Origin of the sequence: Bradyrhizobium sp. 195, assembly GCF_023101665.1 — a bacterium.
In the GTDB taxonomy this organism is placed as follows: Bacteria; Pseudomonadota; Alphaproteobacteria; order Rhizobiales; family Xanthobacteraceae; genus Bradyrhizobium.
Map to the genome: position 1 here is coordinate 7,206,892 of NZ_CP082161.1, position 21,629 is coordinate 7,228,520.

The 21,629-nt window shown below is 63.1% G+C and carries 25 protein-coding genes and 1 pseudogene; 13 read left to right on the top strand and 13 right to left on the bottom strand.

Features of this window, described 5'->3' with window-relative positions; genetic code table 11:
- Positions 1 to 143 precede the first annotated feature (143 nt).
- Positions 144 to 539, top strand: coding sequence for a cytochrome c-550 CycA (cycA, locus tag IVB26_RS33625; protein ID WP_247969266.1), 396 nt, complete (start codon positions 144 to 146; stop codon positions 537 to 539).
- A gap of 1,124 nt (positions 540 to 1,663) precedes the next feature.
- Here the strand turns inward: cycA and IVB26_RS33630 are convergent.
- Positions 1,664 to 2,620 carry an alpha/beta fold hydrolase gene (locus IVB26_RS33630; protein WP_247969267.1) on the bottom strand — a complete coding sequence of 319 codons (957 nt, stop codon included), beginning with the start codon at positions 2,618 to 2,620 and terminating at the stop codon, positions 1,664 to 1,666.
- 331 nt (positions 2,621 to 2,951) lie between these two features.
- On the opposite strand from IVB26_RS33630, the gene IVB26_RS33635 reads away from it, so the two are divergent.
- A complete protein-coding gene (locus tag IVB26_RS33635; RefSeq protein ID WP_247969268.1) occupies positions 2,952 to 3,134 on the top strand; it encodes a hypothetical protein in 183 nt (60 codons plus the stop codon).
- A 112-nt stretch (positions 3,135 to 3,246) separates the two neighbouring features.
- On the opposite strand, the gene IVB26_RS33640 is transcribed toward IVB26_RS33635, so the two are convergent.
- The 3 genes from IVB26_RS33640 to ykgO all read right to left on the bottom strand — a co-directional run bounded on the left by IVB26_RS33640 (position 3,247) and on the right by ykgO (position 4,509).
- Entirely contained in the window at positions 3,247 to 3,507 is a 261-nt protein-coding gene (locus IVB26_RS33640) for a hypothetical protein (RefSeq protein ID WP_247969269.1), read from the bottom strand.
- 125 nt (positions 3,508 to 3,632) lie between these two features.
- Positions 3,633 to 4,265 (bottom strand): tetratricopeptide repeat protein, encoded by a 633-nt coding sequence (locus IVB26_RS33645; RefSeq protein WP_247969270.1) that lies wholly within the window; start codon positions 4,263 to 4,265, stop codon positions 3,633 to 3,635.
- Between the two features lie 118 nt (positions 4,266 to 4,383).
- A complete protein-coding gene (gene ykgO, locus IVB26_RS33650) occupies positions 4,384 to 4,509 on the bottom strand; it encodes a type B 50S ribosomal protein L36 (RefSeq protein ID WP_006611362.1) in 126 nt (41 codons plus the stop codon).
- A gap of 310 nt (positions 4,510 to 4,819) precedes the next feature.
- On the opposite strand from ykgO, the gene IVB26_RS33655 reads away from it, so the two are divergent.
- Entirely contained in the window at positions 4,820 to 5,704 is an 885-nt protein-coding gene (locus IVB26_RS33655) for an amidohydrolase family protein (protein ID WP_247969271.1), read from the top strand.
- Positions 5,705 to 5,925: 221 nt separating this feature from the next.
- Here IVB26_RS33655 and IVB26_RS33660 read toward each other — a convergent pair.
- Positions 5,926 to 6,452 (bottom strand): annotated as a pseudogene (locus tag IVB26_RS33660) (SDR family oxidoreductase).
- A 147-nt stretch (positions 6,453 to 6,599) separates the two neighbouring features.
- Here IVB26_RS33660 and IVB26_RS33665 point away from each other — a divergent pair.
- Positions 6,600 to 6,971: a winged helix-turn-helix transcriptional regulator gene (locus IVB26_RS33665; RefSeq protein WP_247973338.1), complete on the top strand. Its 372-nt coding sequence runs from the start codon at positions 6,600 to 6,602 to the stop codon at positions 6,969 to 6,971.
- A gap of 96 nt (positions 6,972 to 7,067) precedes the next feature.
- On the opposite strand, the gene IVB26_RS33670 is transcribed toward IVB26_RS33665, so the two are convergent.
- Complete coding sequence (locus IVB26_RS33670; protein WP_247969272.1) at positions 7,068 to 8,039, bottom strand: ABC transporter substrate-binding protein; 972 nt, start codon at positions 8,037 to 8,039, stop codon at positions 7,068 to 7,070.
- Positions 8,040 to 8,338: 299 nt separating this feature from the next.
- On the opposite strand from IVB26_RS33670, the gene IVB26_RS33675 reads away from it, so the two are divergent.
- The 4 genes from IVB26_RS33675 to IVB26_RS33690 all read left to right on the top strand — a co-directional run bounded on the left by IVB26_RS33675 (position 8,339) and on the right by IVB26_RS33690 (position 11,070).
- On the top strand, positions 8,339 to 8,659 hold the full coding sequence (locus IVB26_RS33675) for an HAD family hydrolase (protein WP_247969273.1): 321 nt from the start codon (positions 8,339 to 8,341) through the stop codon (positions 8,657 to 8,659).
- A 129-nt stretch (positions 8,660 to 8,788) separates the two neighbouring features.
- Positions 8,789 to 9,526 carry a haloacid dehalogenase type II gene (locus IVB26_RS33680; protein ID WP_247969274.1) on the top strand — a complete coding sequence of 246 codons (738 nt, stop codon included), beginning with the start codon at positions 8,789 to 8,791 and terminating at the stop codon, positions 9,524 to 9,526.
- A gap of 92 nt (positions 9,527 to 9,618) precedes the next feature.
- Positions 9,619 to 10,086 (top strand): YbaK/EbsC family protein, encoded by a 468-nt coding sequence (locus IVB26_RS33685; protein ID WP_247969275.1) that lies wholly within the window; start codon positions 9,619 to 9,621, stop codon positions 10,084 to 10,086.
- 156 nt (positions 10,087 to 10,242) lie between these two features.
- Positions 10,243 to 11,070, top strand: a complete 828-nt coding sequence (locus tag IVB26_RS33690) for an adenylate/guanylate cyclase domain-containing protein (RefSeq protein WP_247969276.1) — start codon at positions 10,243 to 10,245, stop codon at positions 11,068 to 11,070.
- A 69-nt stretch (positions 11,071 to 11,139) separates the two neighbouring features.
- On the opposite strand, the gene IVB26_RS33695 is transcribed toward IVB26_RS33690, so the two are convergent.
- Positions 11,140 to 11,490, bottom strand: coding sequence for a hypothetical protein (locus tag IVB26_RS33695; protein WP_247973339.1), 351 nt, complete (start codon positions 11,488 to 11,490; stop codon positions 11,140 to 11,142).
- Positions 11,491 to 11,586: 96 nt separating this feature from the next.
- Entirely contained in the window at positions 11,587 to 12,573 is a 987-nt protein-coding gene (locus IVB26_RS33700; RefSeq protein WP_247969277.1) for a tripartite tricarboxylate transporter substrate binding protein, read from the bottom strand.
- A 149-nt stretch (positions 12,574 to 12,722) separates the two neighbouring features.
- Between IVB26_RS33700 and IVB26_RS33705 the strand changes: the two genes are divergently transcribed.
- A complete protein-coding gene (locus IVB26_RS33705; protein ID WP_247973340.1) occupies positions 12,723 to 12,980 on the top strand; it encodes a hypothetical protein in 258 nt (85 codons plus the stop codon).
- 872 nt (positions 12,981 to 13,852) lie between these two features.
- On the opposite strand, the gene IVB26_RS33710 is transcribed toward IVB26_RS33705, so the two are convergent.
- Together IVB26_RS33710 and IVB26_RS33715 are read right to left on the bottom strand one after the other, a co-directional pair.
- A complete protein-coding gene (locus IVB26_RS33710; protein WP_247969278.1) occupies positions 13,853 to 14,374 on the bottom strand; it encodes an REP-associated tyrosine transposase in 522 nt (173 codons plus the stop codon).
- A 128-nt stretch (positions 14,375 to 14,502) separates the two neighbouring features.
- Entirely contained in the window at positions 14,503 to 15,435 is a 933-nt protein-coding gene (locus tag IVB26_RS33715; protein WP_247969279.1) for a LysR family transcriptional regulator, read from the bottom strand.
- A 117-nt stretch (positions 15,436 to 15,552) separates the two neighbouring features.
- On the opposite strand from IVB26_RS33715, the gene IVB26_RS33720 reads away from it, so the two are divergent.
- The 3 genes from IVB26_RS33720 to wrbA all read left to right on the top strand — a co-directional run bounded on the left by IVB26_RS33720 (position 15,553) and on the right by wrbA (position 17,799).
- On the top strand, positions 15,553 to 16,305 hold the full coding sequence (locus tag IVB26_RS33720) for an SDR family NAD(P)-dependent oxidoreductase (protein ID WP_247969280.1): 753 nt from the start codon (positions 15,553 to 15,555) through the stop codon (positions 16,303 to 16,305).
- A 36-nt stretch (positions 16,306 to 16,341) separates the two neighbouring features.
- Positions 16,342 to 17,040 (top strand): pirin family protein, encoded by a 699-nt coding sequence (locus IVB26_RS33725; RefSeq protein WP_247969281.1) that lies wholly within the window; start codon positions 16,342 to 16,344, stop codon positions 17,038 to 17,040.
- 159 nt (positions 17,041 to 17,199) lie between these two features.
- Positions 17,200 to 17,799, top strand: a complete 600-nt coding sequence (gene wrbA, locus IVB26_RS33730) for an NAD(P)H:quinone oxidoreductase (RefSeq protein WP_247969282.1) — start codon at positions 17,200 to 17,202, stop codon at positions 17,797 to 17,799.
- A gap of 64 nt (positions 17,800 to 17,863) precedes the next feature.
- On the opposite strand, the gene IVB26_RS33735 is transcribed toward wrbA, so the two are convergent.
- Positions 17,864 to 18,340 carry an Lrp/AsnC family transcriptional regulator gene (locus IVB26_RS33735; RefSeq protein ID WP_246931552.1) on the bottom strand — a complete coding sequence of 159 codons (477 nt, stop codon included), beginning with the start codon at positions 18,338 to 18,340 and terminating at the stop codon, positions 17,864 to 17,866.
- 122 nt (positions 18,341 to 18,462) lie between these two features.
- Between IVB26_RS33735 and IVB26_RS33740 the strand changes: the two genes are divergently transcribed.
- On the top strand, positions 18,463 to 19,002 hold the full coding sequence (locus IVB26_RS33740) for an RBBP9/YdeN family alpha/beta hydrolase (RefSeq protein WP_247969283.1): 540 nt from the start codon (positions 18,463 to 18,465) through the stop codon (positions 19,000 to 19,002).
- A gap of 21 nt (positions 19,003 to 19,023) precedes the next feature.
- On the opposite strand, the gene IVB26_RS33745 is transcribed toward IVB26_RS33740, so the two are convergent.
- Positions 19,024 to 20,169, bottom strand: a complete 1,146-nt coding sequence (locus IVB26_RS33745; protein WP_247969284.1) for a GNAT family N-acetyltransferase — start codon at positions 20,167 to 20,169, stop codon at positions 19,024 to 19,026.
- A gap of 101 nt (positions 20,170 to 20,270) precedes the next feature.
- Positions 20,271 to 21,623, bottom strand: a complete 1,353-nt coding sequence (locus tag IVB26_RS33750; RefSeq protein ID WP_247969285.1) for an O-antigen ligase family protein — start codon at positions 21,621 to 21,623, stop codon at positions 20,271 to 20,273.
- Positions 21,624 to 21,629 lie beyond the last annotated feature (6 nt).

Consider the following 21,629-nt stretch of genomic DNA (forward strand, 5'->3'; position numbering starts at 1 on the left):
AAGTAGGAAATCATGAAACCTGTCATGGTTTGGTGACTTGTCCAGGCCGCGCAGGCCTGCCAAAACCGGCAGGTTGGGCGATTTGCCGATCAGGCAAGAGACTGACCAGCCAGACCCACCAGGGAAGAGACGAAGAGCAACCGATGACAAAATTGACTTTTGGCGCACTGACGATCCTCACCGTGATTGCCACCGCACCCGCCGTGATGGCGCAGGATGTCGCGGCCGGCAAGACATCGTTCAACAAATGCCTGGCCTGCCACGCGATCGGCGAAGGCGCCAAGAACAAGGTCGGTCCCGAGCTCAACGGTCTCAACGGTCGCAAGTCGGGCACCGCCGAGGGCTACAATTATTCGGACGCGAACAAGAATTCCGGCATCACCTGGGACGAGGCCACGTTCAAGGAATACATCAAGGATCCCAAGGCCAAGATTCCCGGCACCAAGATGGCGTTCGCCGGCGTCAAGAACGAGACCGAGATCAACAATCTCTGGTCCTTCGTCGCCCAGTTCGACAAGGACGGGAAGATCAAGCAGTAAGCGCGCACAAGGCAATCGCTGCAGCTTCGGTTCTGATCGAATCAGGACCGAAGCTGCAGCCTTTTGTTTCGGCACTCTCTCTCCACGGCGTCATTGCGAGGAGCTCTTGCGACGAAGCAATCCAGAATCTTTCCGCGGAGGGGTTCTGCTGCGCTCGCAATGACGGCGTATGAGGCAACGCCGTCATCCTCCAAGTACCGCTGTCATTCCCCGCGAAGGCGGGGAATCCAGTACGCCGCGGCTTCTCGGTTCAATCACTGCCGTCTCTGGAATACTGGATCGCCCGCCTTCGCGGGCGATGACAGTGCGTGTGTGGTTACGGACATGCCTCTTCAGCCTCGCGGCTGGTTTCGCCCGAGCTTTGCTTGGTCGCTCCACCCTCTTGAGCCAAGAGAGTGCAGGGAAGGCCGGGTGCCAGCTCGCACCCGCGGTCTGCTGCGCGAAAAGCACGCGCAGAAAAACCGCACAGCAGCATACAGGTGGTGCCGAACACTCGGCCGTCCCTGCGCGATGGTCGGACGGCTTATGCCGTGATCTCCCGGGAGCCGAACTTTCCTTCTGGCCTCCCTCGCCCCGCGAATTGGATGATGCAGTCTGCCCGGTTGGGCTCGCTCGCATCTTCGAAGGGCTTGACCGTAGCAACGACGGCCAGGACCACACGGTTTTGCCGTACGCACGGCCCGCCATGTCGCCGCAGTTTTTCCAGCCCTGTCGACGGAGCTGCGAAACTTACAGGCGAGACGAACCTGGCAGCGCCGCTCGTCCGCACGCGGGTTGCGGGCTCACAGGGACTACCCGCCCTGCCCGCACCTCTCGTGCCGACGCTGCCGCGTCCACCGCAAGCCCGGCTCGCGATGCGTGACGACACAAGATCGCCCCTCTTGGATGAGCCGGGATGAGCGACACATACGCCGAAACCGAATTTCGGTAAAGTGGAATATTTTTGCGGCGGAGGATTGACAGCGGCGCGACACAGCAAGGTGCCGTAGGGTGGGCAAAGCGACTTGTCCGCCGTAGCTCGAAGAGCGAAGGCGGAAGCGTGCCCACGACTTTCGCCGTCATCGAGAGATCGTGGGCACGGCGCAAGTGCGCCTTTGCCCACCCTACGAGAGCTCGAAGACGCTCTAATCGGCGGCCGCTTGTGCCGGGACGATTCTCCCGATCATCGTCTCGATCTCCGTCTTCACCAGATCCGGCACGGCGTTCTGCACCATGTGGCCGAGATCGGGCAGCACGATCAGCTTTGCATTCGGCACCATGGCCGCGAACGGGCGGGCGTGGATGCTGGTCCTGACCGTCTTGTCGGGCTCGCCGGCGATGACCGTGACCGGGGCTTTGATCTCGCCGTAGCGCGCGACCTGCGCCGCCACCGCTTCCTTCAGCGTCACCAGATCATAGGCATTGGCGATGAACTCGCGCGGACGCAACAACAGCGGCGTCGCGGAATCCTGCACGAAACCGTCAGGCATCGTCTGCGGCAGGAACACGCTGCGCGCGCCGGCTTCGGCAACGAAGTAACCGAGCGGCAGCGTGACGGTGTAGGCGAGCAGCGGGCCGATCACCGGCGTTGCAATGATCTCGTTGTAACGGCCGACGCCGCCACGCCAGGGATGGGTGACGGGCGCGAGCATAACGAGGCCCGCGACGCGGCCGGGATGATCGAGCGCAATCCGGGCGCCGAGCGCGCCGCTCCAGGAATGCACGACGAAGACGGCACGCTCGATCCCGAGCTTATGAAGCGCATCATCGATCATCTGCGCCTGGATCTGCGGCGTTGAATCCTGGCGCCGCGCCCGCGTGCTCCAGCCATGGCCGGGACGGTCGACCAGGATGACGCGATGGTCTTTGGCGAGGAGGTCGCCGAGCGGGCGCCGCATCGCTTCGAGATTGGAGCTCGCGCCGTGCAGCATCACGATCGGCACCCCTGCGTCGCGCGGGCCGATGTCGACGACGTGAAGCGTCGCGCCGTCGACTTCGACCATCCTGCCTTGCTGCGGAAAGGCGCGCTGCACGGCGACGATTCCGGCCTGCGTGACCAGCGCCAGCAGAACCAGCGCCGTCACGACTGACATCACGATCATTGAGAGAATCCGGGAGATGCTGGGCACAGGGGAGTTACGGGTTTTGTGGGCGGCAGTTTCGCTGCACCGGCTTTCCATGCTTCCACCAAAACTGCCGGGGCTGTGGATATGTGCATAATTGAGGAACGTAAAAACTCAATGGAATCAACAATATTCCGAGAGGACACGCAAGCCTCGGAACAGCTTCATGCGGCCGTCATCGCGGCTTCCATATAATCGCCATGGTCGGTTCCGCCATCTAGGCGCGGGTGGGCGCCGATCCTCCTCGCAGGCCCCAGGGGATGTGGGAAAGACCGGCAGAATTGTCCTGGTTTGAACCGGAGGATTTTCGATGAGCTTCAGATCGAACGACACTGCAATCGACGAGATCGTCGCGAGCTGCAACGGCGACCTGCGCGGTGCCGTGCGGGCGCTGCTCCTGATCAACGAGCATCTCGAGACGGAGCTTGCAAAGGCTTACGCCGCAGCCGCCGATCACAGCCTCGCCGAGCGCGGCGGCAGCGTCCTGCACTAAAGTGCGATCGATCGCACTTTAGGCTCTCTTTTGAGCATGAGCTTGTCGGAAAACCGCTGCACACTTTTCGCGAACGCGGCCCTTCGGGTCCGGATCGTGCTTGGAATGCAGGCTAGTTCGCGCCGTCCTCGTCTTTTTCCTCGTCGGGCGTGAGCCCGGGACAGGCGCGGATCGTCGAACGGGCAAGCTTGGCATCGGCCCTGGACTTGTAGGGACCGTCGCCGAACCAGATGTCGCCGATGATGACCGGATTGCTGGTCACGATATTGCATTTTCCAGTGGCGCGGTTGCCGACCACCCAGAACAGTCCGTCGGCGAAGCTCAACGTCCCCGACGCGATCAGCAAGCACCCTGCAAAGATCAAACGCTTCATGGCTTTCGCTCCTGCCATGCAGGTAGGCCTGCGGCAGGCCCAGCAATAGTCCTCACGATGCCGCGCTTCCGGTCGTGGTTAATCTGAAGACGCCACGTTCCCTCAAGAAATGATCGAGTTGTCGGCTAGATGTCGCGACCTTCGACCTTCTCGGTCAGCGCCTTGACCTGATCGGGGATCTTTTCGAGATGCGGATTGACGGCGAGCGCCTTGCGATAGGCCTCGAGCGCGCGCTTCTCGTCACCGACCTCCTGCATAATCATGCCGAGGCCTGCGAGCGCGCCGAAATGGCGCGGCTCCCGGACCAGCACTTGTTGGATATCCCCGAGCGAACGGCCATAATCGTTCTGCATGTAATAGAGCGTGGCGCGCCGGTTCCAGGCCTCGATATAGTCGGGCCTGAGCTTGATGACCGAATCCAGCAGCTTGATCGCGACCTCGATCTTCTTGGCGTCGACCGCGGTCTTGGCGCGCGCCATCAACAGCGCCGCGGTGTCGCTCGGGGTCTGGAGCCAGATCGCCCAGATCCGCGCCTCGACATGCTTGGCGCTGGCCTCGTCGGGCGCCGCCTTCAACGCGCCGAACAGGAAATCGAGATTCTTGGTGCGATCGACCTTGGGCAGCTTGGCCGGCGCTTCGGGGAGCTTCTTCTGCTTGCCGGGTGGATCAACCTGCTGCGCCAGAGCTGGAGCGAGGCCAGCGGTTCCCAGCACAAGTGCCAGACACAGGGTGCGCGGAAAAAGGAATCTCAAAGCCATGGCCAAAGTCTAAACGCGCAAAGCCGCCCTTGCAAAGCAGGGCGGCGTCAAACTCGTGTGAGACCGTGGTCTTGCGGGAACGCGCGAGGCGACCGCGAGGGCGGGATCAGCCCTCAGATCAGCCTTGGCGAGCCTTGAAGCGGCGCTGCACCTTGTTGATCACATAGACCCGGCCCTTGCGGCGGACCAGGCGGTTGGCGCGATGGCGACCGCGCAGCGATTTCAGCGAGTTACGGACCTTCATGGCAGAATCCTGAACGTTCGAAAGGCCGTGTTCGGCACTACCGTTTCGGCACGCGCGAATGTGGCAAAATGAGATTTTTCCCGCTGGCGGACTGACCGCCCGGGACGGGGCGGTTCTTAAGGCATGGCGGGCGGGGCTGTCAATGTTAACTGCCGCCTTCCGAACCGGCAAATTCGCGAAAACAACCCCATGCACAGTAGAACGGGCCGGACCGGCCTGATTTATCGCAAAGGATCCGAAGCTTTCAAGGACGCCTTGCCAAATTCGTTATATCATATAATCAATTCGGCAACCCGTCGGGAGGACACCCATGCCGAAGCTGAAGCTGCCCAATATCGACGATGTCGTCGCCATCGACATCCACACCCATGCCGAGGAGCCCTGCGGCTGCCATGCCGACGACGGCTATGACGACTTCCAGGCGCAGATGGCGGAATACTTCAAGTCGCCGAACAAGCATCCGCCGACCGTGCCGGAGACTGCGGCCTATTACCGCTCCAAGAACATCGCCGCGGTGATCTTCCCGGTCGATGCCGAGCGCGAGACCGGCTTCCGCCGCTACAACAATTACGAGATGATCGAGGCCGCCTCCGACCATCTCGACGTCCTCATCCCCTTCGTCTCGATCGACCCGCACAAGGGCAAGCTGGGCGCACGCGAGGCGCGCAAGCTGATCGAGGAATACGGCGTGCGCGGCTTCAAATTCCACCCGACCATGCAGGGCTTCTACGCCAACGACCGCATGGCCTATCCGCTCTATGAAGAGATCAACAATGGCGGCGCGGTCGCGCTATTCCATACCGGACAGACCGGCGTCGGCTCGGGCATGCCGGGCGGCATGGGGATGCGGCTGAAATATTCCAACCCGATGTACATGGACGATGTTGCGGCGGATTTCCCCGACCTCAAGATCATCCTCGCGCACCCTTCCTTCCCCTGGCAGGAGGAGGCGCTGTCGGTCGCGACCCACAAGCCGAACGTCTACATCGACCTCTCGGGCTGGTCGCCGAAGTACTTCCCGCCGATCCTGGTGCGCTACATCAACTCGATTCTCCAGGACAAGATGCTGTTCGGCTCGGACTGGCCGGTGATCACGCCGGACCGCTGGCTGTCGGACTTCGCCAAGATCGACATCCGCGACGAGATCCGGCCGAAGGTGCTCAAGGCCAACGCGCGGAAGCTGCTGGGGATCTAAAGCGCGATGGGCTTGGGTTGAATCAAGCGGCCAAGGGCTCGGTGCACCTCTCCCGCCTGCGGGAGAGGTCGGCGCAACGCGCCGGGTGAGGGCTCTCTTCACTTGGGGGTTCTCGGTTGTGGAGATACCCTCTCCCCAACCCTCCCCCGCAAGCGGGGGAGGGAGCACATTTCAATTGGGGCGGCATTCGATCGAATGACCGAAGCCCTCACGCTCAAGACTCAGACCTGCGCCAGGCCGCCGTCGACGAACACCTCGCCGCCGGTCATGAAGCTGCTGTCCGAGGACGCCAGGAACGCGGCCACCGCACCCGTCTCGGAGGGGTCGCCCACGCGCCCGATGGGCGTCATGCTCCCAAGCGCATCAAACGCCTCCTCGCCGACGATCTCCAACGCCAGCTCGGTCTTGGTCGGTCCCGGCGACAGCACGTTGATGCGGATGCCGGTGCCGCGCAGGTCCAGCGCCCAGCTGCGCGCCAGATTGCGGATCGCGGCCTTGGTCGCGCTGTAGATACTGAACTGCGGCGTCCCCATCACCCCGGTGCTCGAACCGGTCAGGATGATCGACGAGCCTGCTCTCATCAGCGGCAGGGCCTTCTGCACGGTGAAGACCAGCCCTTTCACGTTGACGTCGAAGATATGATCGTAAAGACGAATGCGCCTTCGTCGATGAACCGTTTCGCGGCCCCAAATCCGATGCCGGTTCCACCGCCGGTCACCACCGCCGTCTTGCCTTGTAGTCTGCTCATGATGTGCTCCTTCACTGAGGTTGCACTGAGCTGGCGGCGTACCCACCTATCGACAAGTATGCACCTTTTGGTAAGTACCCAAAAATGTCAGACCCAGCCTTTCCGCCGACGCCGTCGCCGCCAAACGTCCAGAGTTGCACGCAAAATTTGCCCGGCTTCACATGCGGCCTGGATGCGACCTTGCGGGTCATCGCCGGCAAGTGGAAGCCGCTGATCCTGTACTTCCTCGCCCAGGACGGCCCGACCCGCTACGGCGAACTCCGGCGCGCCGTGCGCGACGTCAGCGACAAGATGCTGATCCAGCAGCTCAAGGAATTGGAGGCCGACGGCCTCGTGAAGCGGACCGACTACAAGGAGGTGCCGCCGCGAGTGGACTACAGCCTCACTCCCTTAGGCCACAGCCTTGCCCAAGCGCTCGTGCCGCTCTGCGCGTGGGGCACGGAGCACATGACGGAAGTCAGCCGCGTGTTCGCCGAACGGGCGACCTGGACGCGGCGAGAGCGTTCGCCAACCGTTTAGCTAGCGCTGCTCTTCGTCCGAGATCTGCTTCGCCCCTGATTGCAGCGGGCCACTCGCCCTGAGTTCGGCTTGGGCCGATAAGCGACGTCAGAGTGCCTACTCGATCACCACATCGGCCCGCGTCAGCAGGGCCGGTGGCATATTGATGCCGAGTGTTTTGGCAGTCTGGAGGTTTATTACAAGTTCGTACTTGGTCGGCCGTTCGACCGGCAGATCGCCAGGTTTCGTACCCTTGAGAATCTTGTCGATGAGGGTCGCAGACCGGCGAAACTGATCTGGCAAGTCAGTTCCGTAGCTCAAGAGGAAGCCCGCTTCTGCGTATTCTCTCACCGCAGAGATTGCAGGCAGCCCATGTCTGACGGCCATGACGCCAATCAGGCCGCGATGGTTGAACAGCACTCCATCGCTCAGCACGACGAGCACCTGCGCGCGTTCACTCACCATTGTCGCGAACGCTTGTTCAAGTATGTCCGAGCCGCGCGCCTCGGCCGGAACAAGCGTCAACCCCAGCGCTTTGGCAGCTTCCCGCAGCGACGCCAGCCGGTCCTGATTGGGCGCAAAGTCCGGATTCCATAGAATACCCACACGCGAGAGGTTCGGCAGAGTGTCCTTCAGAAATTCGAGCCGCTTGCCGTTGATCTCATCGCCGGGCTCAGAGCTAAACCCAGTGATATTGCCACCCGGGCGCGCCAGACTGGCGACGAGTCCCGCACTGACCGGCTCGGCACTGTTGGCCATCACGATCGGGATCGTCCGGGTCGCCTTCATGGCCGCAACCGTGGTCGCATTGGTTCCGGAAACGATAACGTCCACGCCGAGCCCCACCACCTCTGCGGCAAGCGCCGCCAGCCGCCCTATGTCTCCGTCGGCAAAGCGGTACTCGATGACGACATTCTCGCCGACGCGATAGCCAAGGCTCCGCAGGCCGACTTCGAAGGCTCTAACATTACGGAGTGTTTGCTCCCGCGACGCGCTCGCGAGATAACCTACCCTGTAGACCCATTTTGCTGGTTGCTGCGCACGCGCGCCGAGCGGCCAGGTTGCTGCCGCGCCGCCGATCAGCCCCATGAACTCGCGTCGTCTCATTGAGCACCGCGGAGTAAACGCCGGTCGATGTCCAAAGCCTAGCACTTTGCGATGAGACGGCCAGTGCGAATGGTGATTAATGGTATCCGAAACTGCGCTCAATGTCCGCTTCGTTCATCCGTGTCGGTTCGGCCACGTCACTCCCACGTCCGCTTCAGCAGCCTTGCCGTCAAGTCGGACCCCGGCTCGAAGTTTCGTTTGCCTGTTCTCTCCCGAGTTGGCCCCCCTTCGCAGAAACCAACAGCTGTTTAACCTCGCTCGCTCGTCGTTACCGATTGGCCGTGATTTCCAATATCGACGATCGATTGCTCTCTCAAACGAGAGAACAATTTGCCGTGCAGTTTGACGTGTTGGTCACCTCGGAGCAGACTAAATCGTACAAGCCCAACCGCGCTATTTTTGACCGAGCCGTCGAGTTGATCGGCGAGCATCCCAGCAGGATCATCCATATAGCCGAGGGGCGCTGCGAAGCGACACCTGTGTGCGCGCTCGGGATGCAAAGCATCTGGGTCAATAGGTCTTCGCGATCAGACGATGGAAGCAACGCCCAACCGGATGCCGTCGTTGCGAATTTGACCGAAATATGTGAAGCGATTTCGTAGTCGGCCTTGGGTCACAGGCCGCTAATCACACTTGCAGTGGCGGACCTCCGCCGTACTTTGGTAAGCTGATGCTTATGCGCACTCCCCAAGCGGAGTTCTTGTGACCACACTTTCCTGGAAGGACAGCCGATGAGCATCAAAGCGGTCGTCTTCGACGCCTATGGAACGCTCTACGACATCCAGTCGGTCGCAGAGGTCACCGAGGATGCGTTTCCGGGCTATGGCGAGATCATCACGCAGGTCTGGCGCATCAAGCAGCTCGAATACAGCTGGATGCGCTCGCTGATGAGGCGCTACCAGGATTTTGCCGCGGTCACGCGCGACTCCCTCTCCTATACGCTGCGGGTGCTCGGGCTCGCCTATGAGAGCGAGGCGTTCGAGCTCGTGATCGAGAAATATCTGCACCTCGACCCCTATCCCGATGCGGCCGCCGCGCTTGCGGCCCTGAAGCCGCGCAAGCTCGCGATCCTCTCCAATGGCAGCCCGGACATGCTGAACGCGCTCGTGCGCAACTCCGGCTTCGACCACCTGCTCGATGCCACCATCAGCGTCGATGCCAAGAAGATCTTCAAGCCGAGCCCAGAGGCCTATGAGCTGATCGGCGAGGTGCTGGGTACGGCGCCGAACGAGGTCCTGTTCGTGTCCTCCAATCCCTGGGACGTGGCGGGCGCGAAGTCGTTCGGGCTCAACGTCGCCTGGATCGAGCGGGTGACGCCGGAAGCGATGGCGCTGGCTTGCGTCGAGAACGAACTCGTGGCACCGCTCACCATGTTCAGGGCGATCCGCACCCAGATGGACGAGCTCGGCTTTGCGCCGGACCACCGCGTCCGTTCGCTCTCCGAGTTGCCAGGGATCATCAAGAGATGACCCAGGGATCATCAAGAGATGACCCAGGGATCATCAAGGGATGACCCAGCGATCGCTTAGCATCGCCGCAAGTCTGGAATGAGCTGACTGGAATGAGCCTGGAATCCGTTCGTGCCTTCTTCGCCGAGAAAGCCCCCGACATCTCCGTCATCGAATCCCCGATCAGTTCGGCAACCGTGCCGCTGGCCGCCGAGGCCTATGGCGTCGAACCCGGAATGATTGCCAAGACGCTGTCCTTGCGCGTCGGCGAACGCGTGATCCTGATCGTGGCCGCCGGCACCTCCCGGATGGACAACAAGAAGGTCAAGGCGCAGTTCGGCGGCAAGCCGAAGATGCTGGGTCTGGAGGAGGTCGCCGAGATCACCGGCCACGAGGTCGGCGGTGTCTGCCCGTTCGGGCTGAAATCGCCGCTGCCGGTCTATTGCGACGTGTCGCTGAAGGCGTTCGACGTCGTGGTGCCGGCCGCGGGCTCGACCCACAGCGCGGTGCGGATCACGCCGGAACGGATGGCTGAGCTCACCGCCGCCGAATGGATCGATGTCTGCGAGGTCAGGCCGTAAGCCTGATACAGCTCCAGCGGCCGGACATAAGAACCATAAGGGCAGCGTTTTGTTGCGCCGCTGTGACGGCAGGCGCCACAACCGGTCGTTGACCCCGGCGGCACAGGATTACGATGCCTGATGCATTTGCCGGTCAGGCACGCTAGCATAGCGACGATGACCGACGACAAGGTGAAACGACGACTGACCACCGTGCTGTGCGCCGACGTGTACGGCTATTCTCGGCTCATGGAAGCAGACGAGACCGGAACGTTGGAGACGCTCCGCCGCTACCGCACGGCCATTGCGCGGTTGGTCGAGCGTCATGACGGCCGCATCGTGAATACCTGGGGCGATGCCGTGATCGCCGAGTTCGCCAGCGTCGTCGAGGCCGTGCAGTGCGCGGTCGAGATTCAGCAGGAAATCTCCAACCAGGCTTCGGACGCGTCCCAGGCAAGCCCAATGCAGTTTCGCATCGGCATCAACCTCGGCGACGTGATGGTGGACGGCTCCGACATCTATGGCGACGGGGTCAATATCGCATCGCGCCTGCAAGAGCTTGCTGAGCCCGGCGGCGTCGTGATCTCGAGCTCCGTCTACGATCAGGTGCACAACAAATTATCCGTTGGCTTCGACTGCCTCGGCCAGCGCCCGATGAAGAACATTGCTCCCCTGACCAGCTATCGGTTGACCCTGGGTCAGGCCGCCGCGCCGGGGAGCTTCGCGATCGAGGACAGCACAAATCCCTCGGAGAGGGCGCGTACTCCGCGAGTGAACGACAGGCGCGCGCCAGCTTCGGCGACGAATGTCGTCTCGGAGTGGCTCACAAAGCTGCCCCGCCCGGTCGCAGCGGCCCTCACAGTGTCGGCCTTTCTGATTGTGATCAATCTTTTCACCAGCCACAGGATCTGGTTCCATTGGCCGGTCGCAGCCATTCTCTTCGGTGTGGCCCTGCGAATGGTGCTCGGAAACCGCCCTGAATCGGACAGCAGGACAGAGCGCTGAACGAGCCGACACGACCGAACCTTCGCGCCTACGGCGGCGCGCAGTTCCGGATCATGCTCTCGTCAGAGCCTAATCGTCGTAGTCGTCATAGGGACGCGGTGGCGGCGGCGGCGGCAGCGCATTGTTATAGCGCGGCGGCGGTGCGACGCGATTGCGCGGAACCTGTTGCTGCGGCGGCATCTGGTTGTTGGATTGGAACACGGCGCGGCAGCCGCTTGAGAGCTGCGGCGTGTTCTGTTGCAAGCAAGCCGTAATGCGACTCACATCCGGAATCTGGTCGCTGCACAGGCGCCACACATCCGGTGTGCAGGCCATCTGCTGTTCCATGGTTCCGCGATATTCCTGGGCGAATGCTGCGCCCTGCGCGACGATGCCGCCGATTGCGAGCGCCATACCCAGCGCAATCCGCTCTGTTCGCATGTCCCGGTCCTTCTCGATTTCCTGCGAATTCTCATCAATCAATGAGGCGGCAGCCGGTTCTGGACCAACAAAAAAATGTGAAATCGGGACTGGAACCTACTCCACCTTGCCGATCTTCTTCACCGCCGCGATCAGCCGCCTGCTGTCCACCGCGACGAATTCGGCGAAAGCCGGCGCGTCCTGATAGGCGACGAGACTGCCCGAGGTCTCAAAAGCCTTGAGCACGTCGGGGCTCGTCATCACCTGCGCCATCGCCTCGCGCAGGCGGGTCGCCACCGGCGCAGGAAGAGAGCTCTGTGCGAACAGCCCGGCCCAGATGTACATCTCGACATCCCTGTAGCCGAGCTCCTGGAAGGTCGGCACGTCAGGGAAGCTCGCGATGCGCTGTGCGCCGCAATTGCCGAGCACGCGCAACTTGCCGTCGTCGACCTGCGGCTTCAGCGTGCCAGGTGCGGCGGCGATCGCCTGCACGGTGCCACCGAGGATCGCGGTCAGCGCCGGACCTGCACCGCGGAACGGCACATGCAGCAGCTTGATGCCGGCACTGCTTGCGAACATCTCCATCGCCACATGCAGCGTGCCGTAGGGCCCCGACGAGCCATAGGTGATCTGACCCGGACGCTTCTTCGCATCCTCGACGAAATCCTGCGCCGTTTTCCAAGGCGCGGAGGCCGGCACTGCCAATAGCGTGGGATCGGCGAGCACGCGCGCGATCGGCATGAACTGCGAGACCTCGTAGGCGGCGGGACGGTCGAACAGACGGTCGGCCTCGGGGAGCACCGCGAGCGAGGACAGCGTCATCAGCAGCGTGTAGCCGTCGGGCTCGGCGCGTGCCGCCGCGGCATTGCCGACCGAGCCGCCGCCGCCTCCGGCCCTGTTGTCGACGATCACGGGCTTGCCGAGAATCCGCTCCAGCGCCATGGCGACGGGCCGTGCCGCGAGGTCGGCCTGGCCTCCGGCCGGAAACGGCACGATCAGAGTGATGTTGCGCACGGGATAGGCTTGCGCGAAGGCCGGCTCTGGTGCTGCAACCCGCAACAACGGCAATGCCGCAGCGGCGCGCAAGAGATCGCGTCGATCCATGATGGTGCCCTCCCCCGATTTTTCTTATTTCGCTGCCAGCCTAGCGCGCCAGGCGGCAAGAACAAGACGTTTACGAAGCGTTAGCCATGTCCGGCTCCGCCAGGAACGCATGTCTGGACCCGCTGTTGCCCTCTCAGGGAGAGTGGATGATGCGAAATCTGGCGACCATCGACGTTGCGCTGGACGAGATGCTGGTGAATCTCGCAGCGATCGTGTTGCGGCTTTCAAAGCCCGAATTGACGCGGACGCCGGAAGCGCGGCGCGCATTGGCGCAATCGGTCCATCAATATGCAGTCTGTGCGAAGCGTTCGAACGACCCCCGCGTTCACGAATTGAAGTCGCAGCTGGAAGAAACGCTGAAGCCAAGCCTGCGCATCGTCGCGATCGACGGCGTGAAGGTGGCTTAGTCCAAGATGGTGGGCACGCTGCGCTTTGCCCACCCTACGATAGCTTGCGCAAATGATCGGTGCCGTAGGGTGGGCAAAGGCGCGCTCTTCGCGCGCCGTGCCCACGGTCACTCGCCGAAGTGCCCCGCGATGTCCCGCATATCCGCCCAATCCAATGGAAGAGTGCCCTGCTACATAGAGCGATAAACCGGAAGGAGAGCATCCTGCTGCGTGCGCCGATATCGAGGCACTTGTAATCTTCTCAGGCAAAGACGTGGGCACGCTTCGCTTTGTCCACCCTACAAGAGTCTTTCCGGAGCATCGACGGGCGAGATCTCGTAGGGTGGGCAAAGGCGCGCTCTTCGCGCGCCGTGCCCACGGTCACTCTCCGAATTTCCCCGCGATGTCCCGCATATCCCCTCCCCAGTCGAGGGGAAGGCTGCCCTGCTCCATAGAGCGATAGACCGTAAGGAAAAACATCCTGCCTTGCGTGCGCCGATATCGAGGCACTTGTAATCTTCTCAGGCAAAGACGTGGGCACGCTTCACTTTGTCCACCCTACAAGAGTCTTTCCGGAGCATCGACGGGCGAGATCTCGTAGGGTGGGCAAAGGCGCGCTCTTCGCGCGCCGTGCCCACGGTCACTCGCCGAAGTGCCCCGCGATGTCCCGCATATCCGCCCAATCCAATGGAAGAGTGCCCTGCTACATAGAGCGATAAACCGGAAGGAGAGCATCCTGCTGCGTGCGCCGATATCGAGGCACTTGTAATCTTCTCAGGCAAAGACGTGGGCACGCTTCGCTTTGTCCACCCTACAAGAGTCTTTCCGGAGCATCGACGGGCGAGATCTCGTAGGGTGGGCAAAGGCGCGCTCTTCGCGCGCCGTGCCCACGGTCACTCTCCGAAATGACCTGGGTTGTCCCGCATATCCCCTCCCCAGTCGAGGGGAAGGCTGCCCTGCTCAACATAGCGATGGAAGCTGCTGAGCGACCAATCGCGCACACGCGGAACGAGGCCGTGTTTGACGGGATTGAAATGGATGTAATCAACGTGGCGCTCCAAGTCTCCGTCGTCGCGAATTGTGTGCTCCCAGAAACGCCGTTGCCAGAGGCCCTTCTCGCGTTTCTTCAATTTGCTCATTGGAGGCGGCGCAGCCTCCAAGCCTCGCGAAAATCCGCCTTTGATGAGATTCCAGCGCGACGAGAAATCAACGTCGCCCTCCGGCAGCGTCCAAATCGCGTGGAGGTGGTCGGGCAAAATACAGATTGCGACGGTCTCGAATGGGCGGCGTTGCTGGACAGTTCGGTAAATTTGCCTCAGGCGATCGGCTTGTTCGACGAGCAACGTGCTCGACCGATCTGCGAGCACGACGGTGAAGAAGAACGTGCTGCCGTGTGCGCGCCGATATCGAGACACTTGTGATCCCCTCAGGCGAAGCCGTGGGCACGCTTCGCTTTGCCCACCCTACGATCGCCGGTTGCAGGAGAGACTAGCGAGGTCTTGCAGGGTGGGCAAAGCGAAGCGTGCCCACCAAAAAGTTATTATCAGGCTTTGCCACCCTTCTTTGTCCGCCGCTTGCACGTGCCCGGCAGCTTGGCCGCGAGAAAATCGCCGAGCGCTTCGACGCGGGCGGGGCGCGGGCCGCCGGGCGGCGTCACCAGATGCACGGCGCCTTCGGCCTGCTTCCAGTCCTTCAGGATGACTTCGACCTCGCCCGACGAAATCGCTTCACCCACAATGAACTCGGGCAATTCGGCGATGCCGAGCCCTGCAATCAGAGCCGGCATCAACGCCTCGCCGTTGTTGACGCGGAGCTGTCCGCCCGGGCGCACGCTGGCCTGCTCGCCGGCCGAGTTGGTGTAGTGCCAGACGTTGGGCGTGGAGAGATAGGCGTAGCTGAAGCATTTGTGCTCGGCCAAATGCATCGGATGCGTCGGCCGGCCGTGTTGCTTCAGGTAGGACGGCGCGGCCACGGTGTAGCGCGGCATGGTGAAGAGCTGCCGCGCGATCAGTGAGGAATCCGGCAGGCGCGCGATCCGCACTGCCATGTCGAAGCCTTCGCCGATCAGATCGACGGTCGCATCGCTCAAATGCAGATCGACCGAGACTTCCGGATAGGCCTCGAAAAACTCCGGCAGCAGCGGCGCCACCGCCTTGATCCCGAACGTCATGGGGACGGCAAGCCGCACCAGGCCGCGCGGCGCCACCGACTGCGCCAGCGCCTCGTTCTCCGCCGCCTCGCCGTCGGCCAACAGGCGCGTAGCGCGGTCGGCGAGCTTGTGGCCGGCATCAGTCAGCGCGAGCCGGCGCGAGGTGCGGTTGAACAGGCGGGCCCCTAGCCGCTCCTCCAGCCGGGTCACGGCCTTCGAGACCGTCGCCTTGGACATCGCGAGTTCGCTCGCGGCCCCGGCAAACGACCGTAATTCCACGACTTTTGCGAAAACCGCGAGCGCCTCGAAGTCGGGGAGTTTTGCCATGGGAACTGGTCCGATCGGAATTTTTAGGAAACAATGTGTTTCGATAGTTTCTATTTATATACCACAGGCGGAGGCTTATCCAAGGGTCATCAGAAATTCAGGAAATGGAGAAATCCAATGACCAAGAAGCTCTCAGGCAAGGTTGCCCTCGTCACCGGCGGCTCGCGCGGCATCGGCGCGGCCTCTGCCCGCGCACTCGCCGACGAAGGCGCAGATGTCGCCATCAGCTATGTCGCCTCGCCGGACAAGGCGGAAGCCGTCGTCGCCGACCTTAAGGCGAAGGGCGTCAGGGCGCGTGCCTTCAAGGCCGACCAGGCTTCCGCGAAGGACGTCACCCAACTGGTCAACGACGTCGCCAAGGAATTCGGCAAGCTCGACATTCTCGTCAACAATGCCGGCGTCGCCGCCGGCGGTGCGATCGACGATGCCAATGCCGACACTGAAGCCTTCGCCCGTCAGGACCAGGTCAACGTGCATGGCGTGATCGCGGCGATCCGTGCCGCTTCGCAATTGATGGGTGAAGGCGGCCGCATCGTCACCGTCGGCTCCATGCTGGCCGACCGCGCCTCGTTCCCGGGCCTTGCCGACTACGTCGCCACCAAGGCAGCCGTGGTTGGCTACACCAAGGGCGCGGCACGCGACCTCGGCCCGCGCGGCATCACGGTGAACGTGGTGCAGCCCGGCTCGATCGACACCGACATGAACCCGAAGGATGGCGGCGAGTTCGCCGAGACCCAGCGCAAGCAGCACGCGCTGCAACGCTTCGGGCGCCCCGAAGAAGTCGCCGCCGGAATCGTCTTCTTGGCAAGCCCGGAAGCCTCCTTCGTGACCGGCACGGTGCTCAACGTCGACGGCGGCTTCGGCGCCTGATCCGAGCCGCCACTCTTCAAGTCAAGGAATACGCAGATGATCGAACTCAGACCTTTCGCAAAGCTCGGCGGCGCCGACCATGGCTGGCTCAAGGCCAAGCATCATTTCTCCTTCGCCAGCCACTATGACCCGAACAACATGGGTCACGGCGCCTTGCGGGTGTGGAACGACGACGAGATCGCGCCTAACACCGGCTTTCCCGCCCATCCCCACGCCAACATGGAAATCATCACCTATGTGCGCGAGGGCGCGATCACCCATCAGGACAGTCTCGGCAACGAGGGCCGCACTGAAGCGGGCGACGTGCAGGTGATGAGCGCCGGCAGCGGCATCCGCCACTCCGAGTACAATCTCGAGCCGACCAGAACGCGGATATTCCAGATCTGGATCGAGCCGACGGCGCGCGGGGGACAGCCGACGTGGGGATCCAAGCCGTTCCCGAAGGCGGACCGCTCCGGCAAGCTCGTGACGATCGCGAGCGGGATCGAAGGTGATACCGACGCGCTGCCGATTCGCGCCGATGCGAGGGTGCTCGCCACCACGCTGAGGGCGGGCGAGAGCGCGGAGTACGCGCCGCAGACGTCGCGGCATCTCTACCTCGTGCCCGCGGCAGGCGCCGTCGAGATCAACGGCGTCCGCGTCAACGCCCGCGACGGCGCCGCGATCCGCGACGAGGACCGGCTGACGATCACCGCGCTGGAAGATTCGGAGATCGTGCTCGTCGACGCAGCGTAGCAACGCTCTCCGTCATGCCAGGCTTGTCCCGGCCACCCACGCCTTCCTGCAAGCAAACAAGAACGTGGATGCCCGGGACATCTAGCGCGAAGACGCGCTTCTGGCCGGGCATGACGATCCCAACAACCACCAATCAAGTCATCCCAACGGAGACCCACCATGACCAAAGTTCTCGTCCTCTATTATTCCGCCTACGGCCATATCGAGGCGATGGCCAACGCCGTCGCCGAGGGCGCACGCGAGACCGGCGCCACCGTCGACATCAAGCGCGTGCCGGAGCTGGTGCCGGCCGAGGTCGCCAAAGCCTCCTATTACAAGGTTGATCAGGCCGCTCCCATCGCCAAGGTCGAGGACCTCACGAATTACGACGCAATCATCGTCGGCACCGGCACCCGCTTCGGCCGCATGGCCTCGCAGATGGCGAACTTCCTCGACCAGGCCGGCGGCCTCTGGGCCAAGGGCGCGCTGCACGGCAAGGTTGGCGGCGCCTTCACTTCGACCGCGACCCAGCATGGCGGCCAGGAGACGACGTTGTTCTCGATCATCACCAACCTCCTGCATTTCGGCATGGTCGTCGTCGGCATGAACTACGCCTTCGCCGGTCAGATGAAGCTCGACGAAGTCACGGGCGGCGCGCCCTACGGCGCCACCACGATCACCGGCGGCGACGGCAGCCGCCAGCCCAGCGCCAACGAGCTCGCCGGCGCGCGCTATCAGGGACGCCAGATCGCGGAAACCGCCAGGAAACTCCATGGCTGAGCGGCACGGCTGATGCGATCGCTGCATTCCCGTTCGGGAATGCCGCCCCTTTTGGCGCGACGGCTCAGGCCCGTTCGGTCTTCTTCTTGACGAGCTCGCGACCGATCGGCCGCACCGGCTCGCTCCGCAGCACCAGCGAGGTCGTGACGGCGCCAAATCCGGCAATGCGATCCACGATCGTCTCGAGGTCCTCAGGAGCGGGAACGAGCACTTTGAGCACGAAGCAGTCATCGCCGGTGACGCGATGGACTTCGATGATGTGGGGAATCTCTGCGAACCTCTTGAGGCAGGTCTTGATGTGCTCGTGCGTGGTCCGCAGGCGCACCAGCGCCATCAGGCCGAGCCCGAGTGCGCGCGGATTGATGCGGGCGCCGTAGCCTTCGATGATCCCGGCTTCCTCGAGCCGTCTGACGCGCTCGGACACTGCGGGCTGGGACAACCCTACGGAACGGCCAAGCTCGGACAGCGGCACGCGCGCGTTGACCTGCAGCGCCTCCAGGATCTTCAAGTCCTTGGCATCGATGCTCCCGAAGCGATCCAACCGAATTCTCCATTTCACCTTGAGATCATCGGCAAACAGCCGATTGCGCCGATGACTTGCCATGTGATGCAGGACCGGGATCGGTCACACTGCGGCCTCATCTCAGATATCACGGGACGATCATGCACGACATCATCACATTGCCCGGCCTCGGCGGCTCGGGAGATACCCATTGGCAGACGCAATGGGAACGCTCCGAGCCGCGCTTCACGCGCTTTCAGCCGGCGAGCTGGGACAGGCCGGAGCTCGACGACTGGGAGCAATCGCTGGAGCGAGCGATCGAGCGCTGCCCGAAGCCGCCTGTCCTGGTTGCCCATAGCCTCGCCTGCCTGCTGGTGGCGCATTGGGCCGCTCGCTTCCCAACCGCGATTGCCGGCGCATGTCTGGTCGCCGTCCCCGATCCCGACGGTGCCAATTTTCCTGCGGAAGCCGCCGCGTTCAAGCCTGTGCCGGAACGCGCCTTGCGCTTTCCGTCGCTGATCATCGCGAGCACGAATGATCCCTATGGCGCGATCGAGGTCACGCAGCGACGAGCCCGCAGCTGGCAGTCCGGCCTGGTCGTGCTCGGCGCACTCGGCCACATCAATGCGTCGAGCGGGCTCGGCGACTGGCCGCAGGGGCGCGCGCTGCTGGACGCTTTTCGTGCGGGCCTTCCAAGATGACACGCGCAAAGCTCGCCCGTGTCAGCGTGTCCCCTTGCCCATGGCCCGCGCCGCGAGGGCAGCGAGCCTGGGGTGGCGGCGCAGTCCTTGCGCGGCGTGGTCGCGCCATGCGTAGGGCAGACCGCGCCAGGACAGCGCGACGCTGACATCGGTCAGCGGCACCCGCGCGGCGCCGAAGCGCCGCTTGTAATCTTGGTTGCCGATGCTGAGGTCGAAACGGCGCACGCCCTCTGCATGCAGCGCCGCCAGGGTGCGCTCGGCGACGAGCAGCCCCGGCGAGCAGCTCGACCATGAATCGCCGCCATGGCTGATGCGCAGAAGGTAATAGGTCGCACCGTGCCTGACGCCGAGCGCGGTGGCGACGATACCCTCGTCGCACACCAGCGCCGAGACAACGGCATAGCCCTCCGCAATGCCTTGGCGGACCACCTCGCGATAGAATCGCGCATGGCTCTTGTCGTTGAGGACGAAGGGCGAGCCGAGCTTTTGCATGCGCGCCTGCTGCTGGACGTCCATCACGTCCATCAGTTCATGCGCGCGCGCGACATCCTTGGCGATCTCGAACCGCGCGCCGGCATGACGGCTGAAGACGCGCCAGCAGCGCGGCATCTGCATGCGCTTGATCGAAGCCTGATACGCTCGATAGTCGTCGCCCATTAGCACGAGATTGCCGTTGAGCGAGGAGGATCCGATCCGCCCCATCGACACCAGCGGGTTCGGCTTGCCGCTGACCTCGACCGGCATCTTCCTTAGGCGCAGCAGATCGAAGCCGTCGGGCAAGGCGCGCAACGCCTCGACCAGCGCCTTGCCGATCGCATTCGTCGCCACCGCATCCGACGCGGCATCGCGGGCCAGGATCGGCGCGTTGTTGTCGGAGACGCCGAGATCGGCGAATTCGGCGATGCGGATGCCGCGCCTGATATGGCTGATCATCGGCACCATCGCGATGTCCTTACCGGTGGCGGCATCGGAGATCACGGCAATCAACGGCGCGACGTCATCGAACGCCTGGTACCAGGCTCCCAGCCAGCAGCCATGCTGGAAAGCGGTGCGATGCCCGGCATTCAAGCGCGCTGCGGCCTGGCCCCAGTCACGCACGAAATCGATCGCGATTCCCGGCGTGCTGGACACAAGACCATCTGGTTGCTCGACGCCGACGAACGACATCGGCGGGGCATACGATTCCTGAGTGTTTCCGGATAGATCATGTTTTGTCGCAGACCGGCTTATCGTTAAGCTATTGCCACTGCTGACAGATGCCAAAGCTCTCATTGCGCCGGTTCCGTCTCCGCGACGCATTGGAACCTCGCCAGGAAGTGCAGGCCGGCCACGGCCAGAGCGAACATGAACCAGATCGGATTCTGCCGTTCGAGCAGGAACGTCTCGGTCGCTCCGTAATACAGGCCGAACAGCCACACAGTCAGGAACAGCTTTGCCAGCGCGCCACTGCGGCTGTGAGCCTGGGCTGACTGGAAATTGCCGAGCGGCGCAAGCACGAAGACTGGGATCACGAGCAGCAGCCCCGGCAGGCCGATGGTGACCGCGAGATCGAGATAGCTGTTGTGGCTGTGCGCCGCCGACGTCGCCCATTCAGCGCCCTGGGCGGTCTGCCGTGCCGTGACGTCGTCCCAGAAAGCCGCATAGCCGTGACCGATGATCGGCTTTTCGGCGAGGGCCGCGAGCGCGAACTCCCAGATGGCGGAACGGCCCGTGAAGGTGGGATCGAGCGGAAGCAGCCGCGTCATGGCCCCGAGCGCGGGGCTCGAGACACTGCCGACCGTCAGCAGGTTCATCACGATCAGCGGTACGAAGCAGATGATCCGCTTTAGCCACAGGCCTGGCGTGACATAGACCAGCGATGCGAGCACGTAGATCGCAAGGCACAGCACCGACGACGTCTTGCCGCCGGTGAAGATCAGGAAGATGCCGGCGAGCGCCGCGATCGCCGGTCCCATCACGAACGAGCCCACGGCGGACAGATAGATGCCGACATAGACCAGGATCGTCATCACGGGTGAGGCGACGTTCTTATGGCCAAAACTGCCACGCCAGTCGCCGGCGAGCTGCGGCTCGGCAATATCGAGCGCGGTGTGGATCGAATATTGCGGCGCGAGGAAGACGCCGAGATAGCAGAGCGCAAGCAGCACCAACGCGGTGGCACCCAGGCACAAATTGAAGCTGCGTTGCGTCGGCGGCAGCAATGGCAGCAGGACGGCGAGCGACGTCACGCTTGCGAGAAGCACGAACCGCTGGATCGACACACCGCGGCTCTCGGAAAGGACAATGTTGATCAGCAGCCAGCCCACAAGACAGAGATGAAGCGGCGTCACCAGGCTCTTCAGCGCCGGCCCATCCGTCGCGGCGACGAACATCACCGCGACCGCAGCCAAGAGTCCCCAGGACACATAGGCCAGCGCCATTCGCCCGCCGACGACATTGGTGACATCGGGATTGCTCAGGTCCGGGAAGGGATCGAGCGTCACCAGCACCAGCAGCAGTGACGCGATGGCGACGAGACAACGCGCAGCCTGCACGGCATTGAGCTGCGCCAGGCCATCGCGCAGGACACGGCCCAACGATCGGGCCTCGAGCTCAGTGATGTCGGCGGCGCTGCGGTCCATGCTGCG

Bases quoted from the DNA above. Each gene is read 5' to 3' on its own strand.
- cycA (WP_247969266.1), top strand. From the start codon at position 144: ATGACAAAATTGACTTTTGGCGCACTGACGATCCTCACCGTGATTGCC.
- IVB26_RS33630 (WP_247969267.1), bottom strand. From the start codon at position 2,620: ATGATCGTGATGTCAGTCGTGACGGCGCTGGTTCTGCTGGCGCTGGTC.
- IVB26_RS33635 (WP_247969268.1), top strand. From the start codon at position 2,952: ATGAGCTTCAGATCGAACGACACTGCAATCGACGAGATCGTCGCGAGC.
- IVB26_RS33640 (WP_247969269.1), bottom strand. From the start codon at position 3,507: ATGAAGCGTTTGATCTTTGCAGGGTGCTTGCTGATCGCGTCGGGGACG.
- IVB26_RS33645 (WP_247969270.1), bottom strand. From the start codon at position 4,265: ATGGCTTTGAGATTCCTTTTTCCGCGCACCCTGTGTCTGGCACTTGTG.
- ykgO (WP_006611362.1), bottom strand. From the start codon at position 4,509: ATGAAGGTCCGTAACTCGCTGAAATCGCTGCGCGGTCGCCATCGCGCC.
- IVB26_RS33655 (WP_247969271.1), top strand. From the start codon at position 4,820: ATGCCGAAGCTGAAGCTGCCCAATATCGACGATGTCGTCGCCATCGAC.
- IVB26_RS33670 (WP_247969272.1), bottom strand. From the start codon at position 8,039: ATGGGGCTGATCGGCGGCGCGGCAGCAACCTGGCCGCTCGGCGCGCGT.
- IVB26_RS33680 (WP_247969274.1), top strand. From the start codon at position 8,789: ATGAGCATCAAAGCGGTCGTCTTCGACGCCTATGGAACGCTCTACGAC.
- IVB26_RS33685 (WP_247969275.1), top strand. From the start codon at position 9,619: ATGAGCCTGGAATCCGTTCGTGCCTTCTTCGCCGAGAAAGCCCCCGAC.
- IVB26_RS33690 (WP_247969276.1), top strand. From the start codon at position 10,243: ATGACCGACGACAAGGTGAAACGACGACTGACCACCGTGCTGTGCGCC.
- IVB26_RS33695 (WP_247973339.1), bottom strand. From the start codon at position 11,490: ATGCGAACAGAGCGGATTGCGCTGGGTATGGCGCTCGCAATCGGCGGC.
- IVB26_RS33700 (WP_247969277.1), bottom strand. From the start codon at position 12,573: ATGGATCGACGCGATCTCTTGCGCGCCGCTGCGGCATTGCCGTTGTTG.
- IVB26_RS33705 (WP_247973340.1), top strand. From the start codon at position 12,723: ATGCGAAATCTGGCGACCATCGACGTTGCGCTGGACGAGATGCTGGTG.
- IVB26_RS33715 (WP_247969279.1), bottom strand. From the start codon at position 15,435: ATGGCAAAACTCCCCGACTTCGAGGCGCTCGCGGTTTTCGCAAAAGTC.
- IVB26_RS33720 (WP_247969280.1), top strand. From the start codon at position 15,553: ATGACCAAGAAGCTCTCAGGCAAGGTTGCCCTCGTCACCGGCGGCTCG.
- IVB26_RS33725 (WP_247969281.1), top strand. From the start codon at position 16,342: ATGATCGAACTCAGACCTTTCGCAAAGCTCGGCGGCGCCGACCATGGC.
- wrbA (WP_247969282.1), top strand. From the start codon at position 17,200: ATGACCAAAGTTCTCGTCCTCTATTATTCCGCCTACGGCCATATCGAG.
- IVB26_RS33740 (WP_247969283.1), top strand. From the start codon at position 18,463: ATGCACGACATCATCACATTGCCCGGCCTCGGCGGCTCGGGAGATACC.
- IVB26_RS33745 (WP_247969284.1), bottom strand. From the start codon at position 20,169: ATGTCGTTCGTCGGCGTCGAGCAACCAGATGGTCTTGTGTCCAGCACG.
- IVB26_RS33750 (WP_247969285.1), bottom strand. From the start codon at position 21,623: ATGGACCGCAGCGCCGCCGACATCACTGAGCTCGAGGCCCGATCGTTG.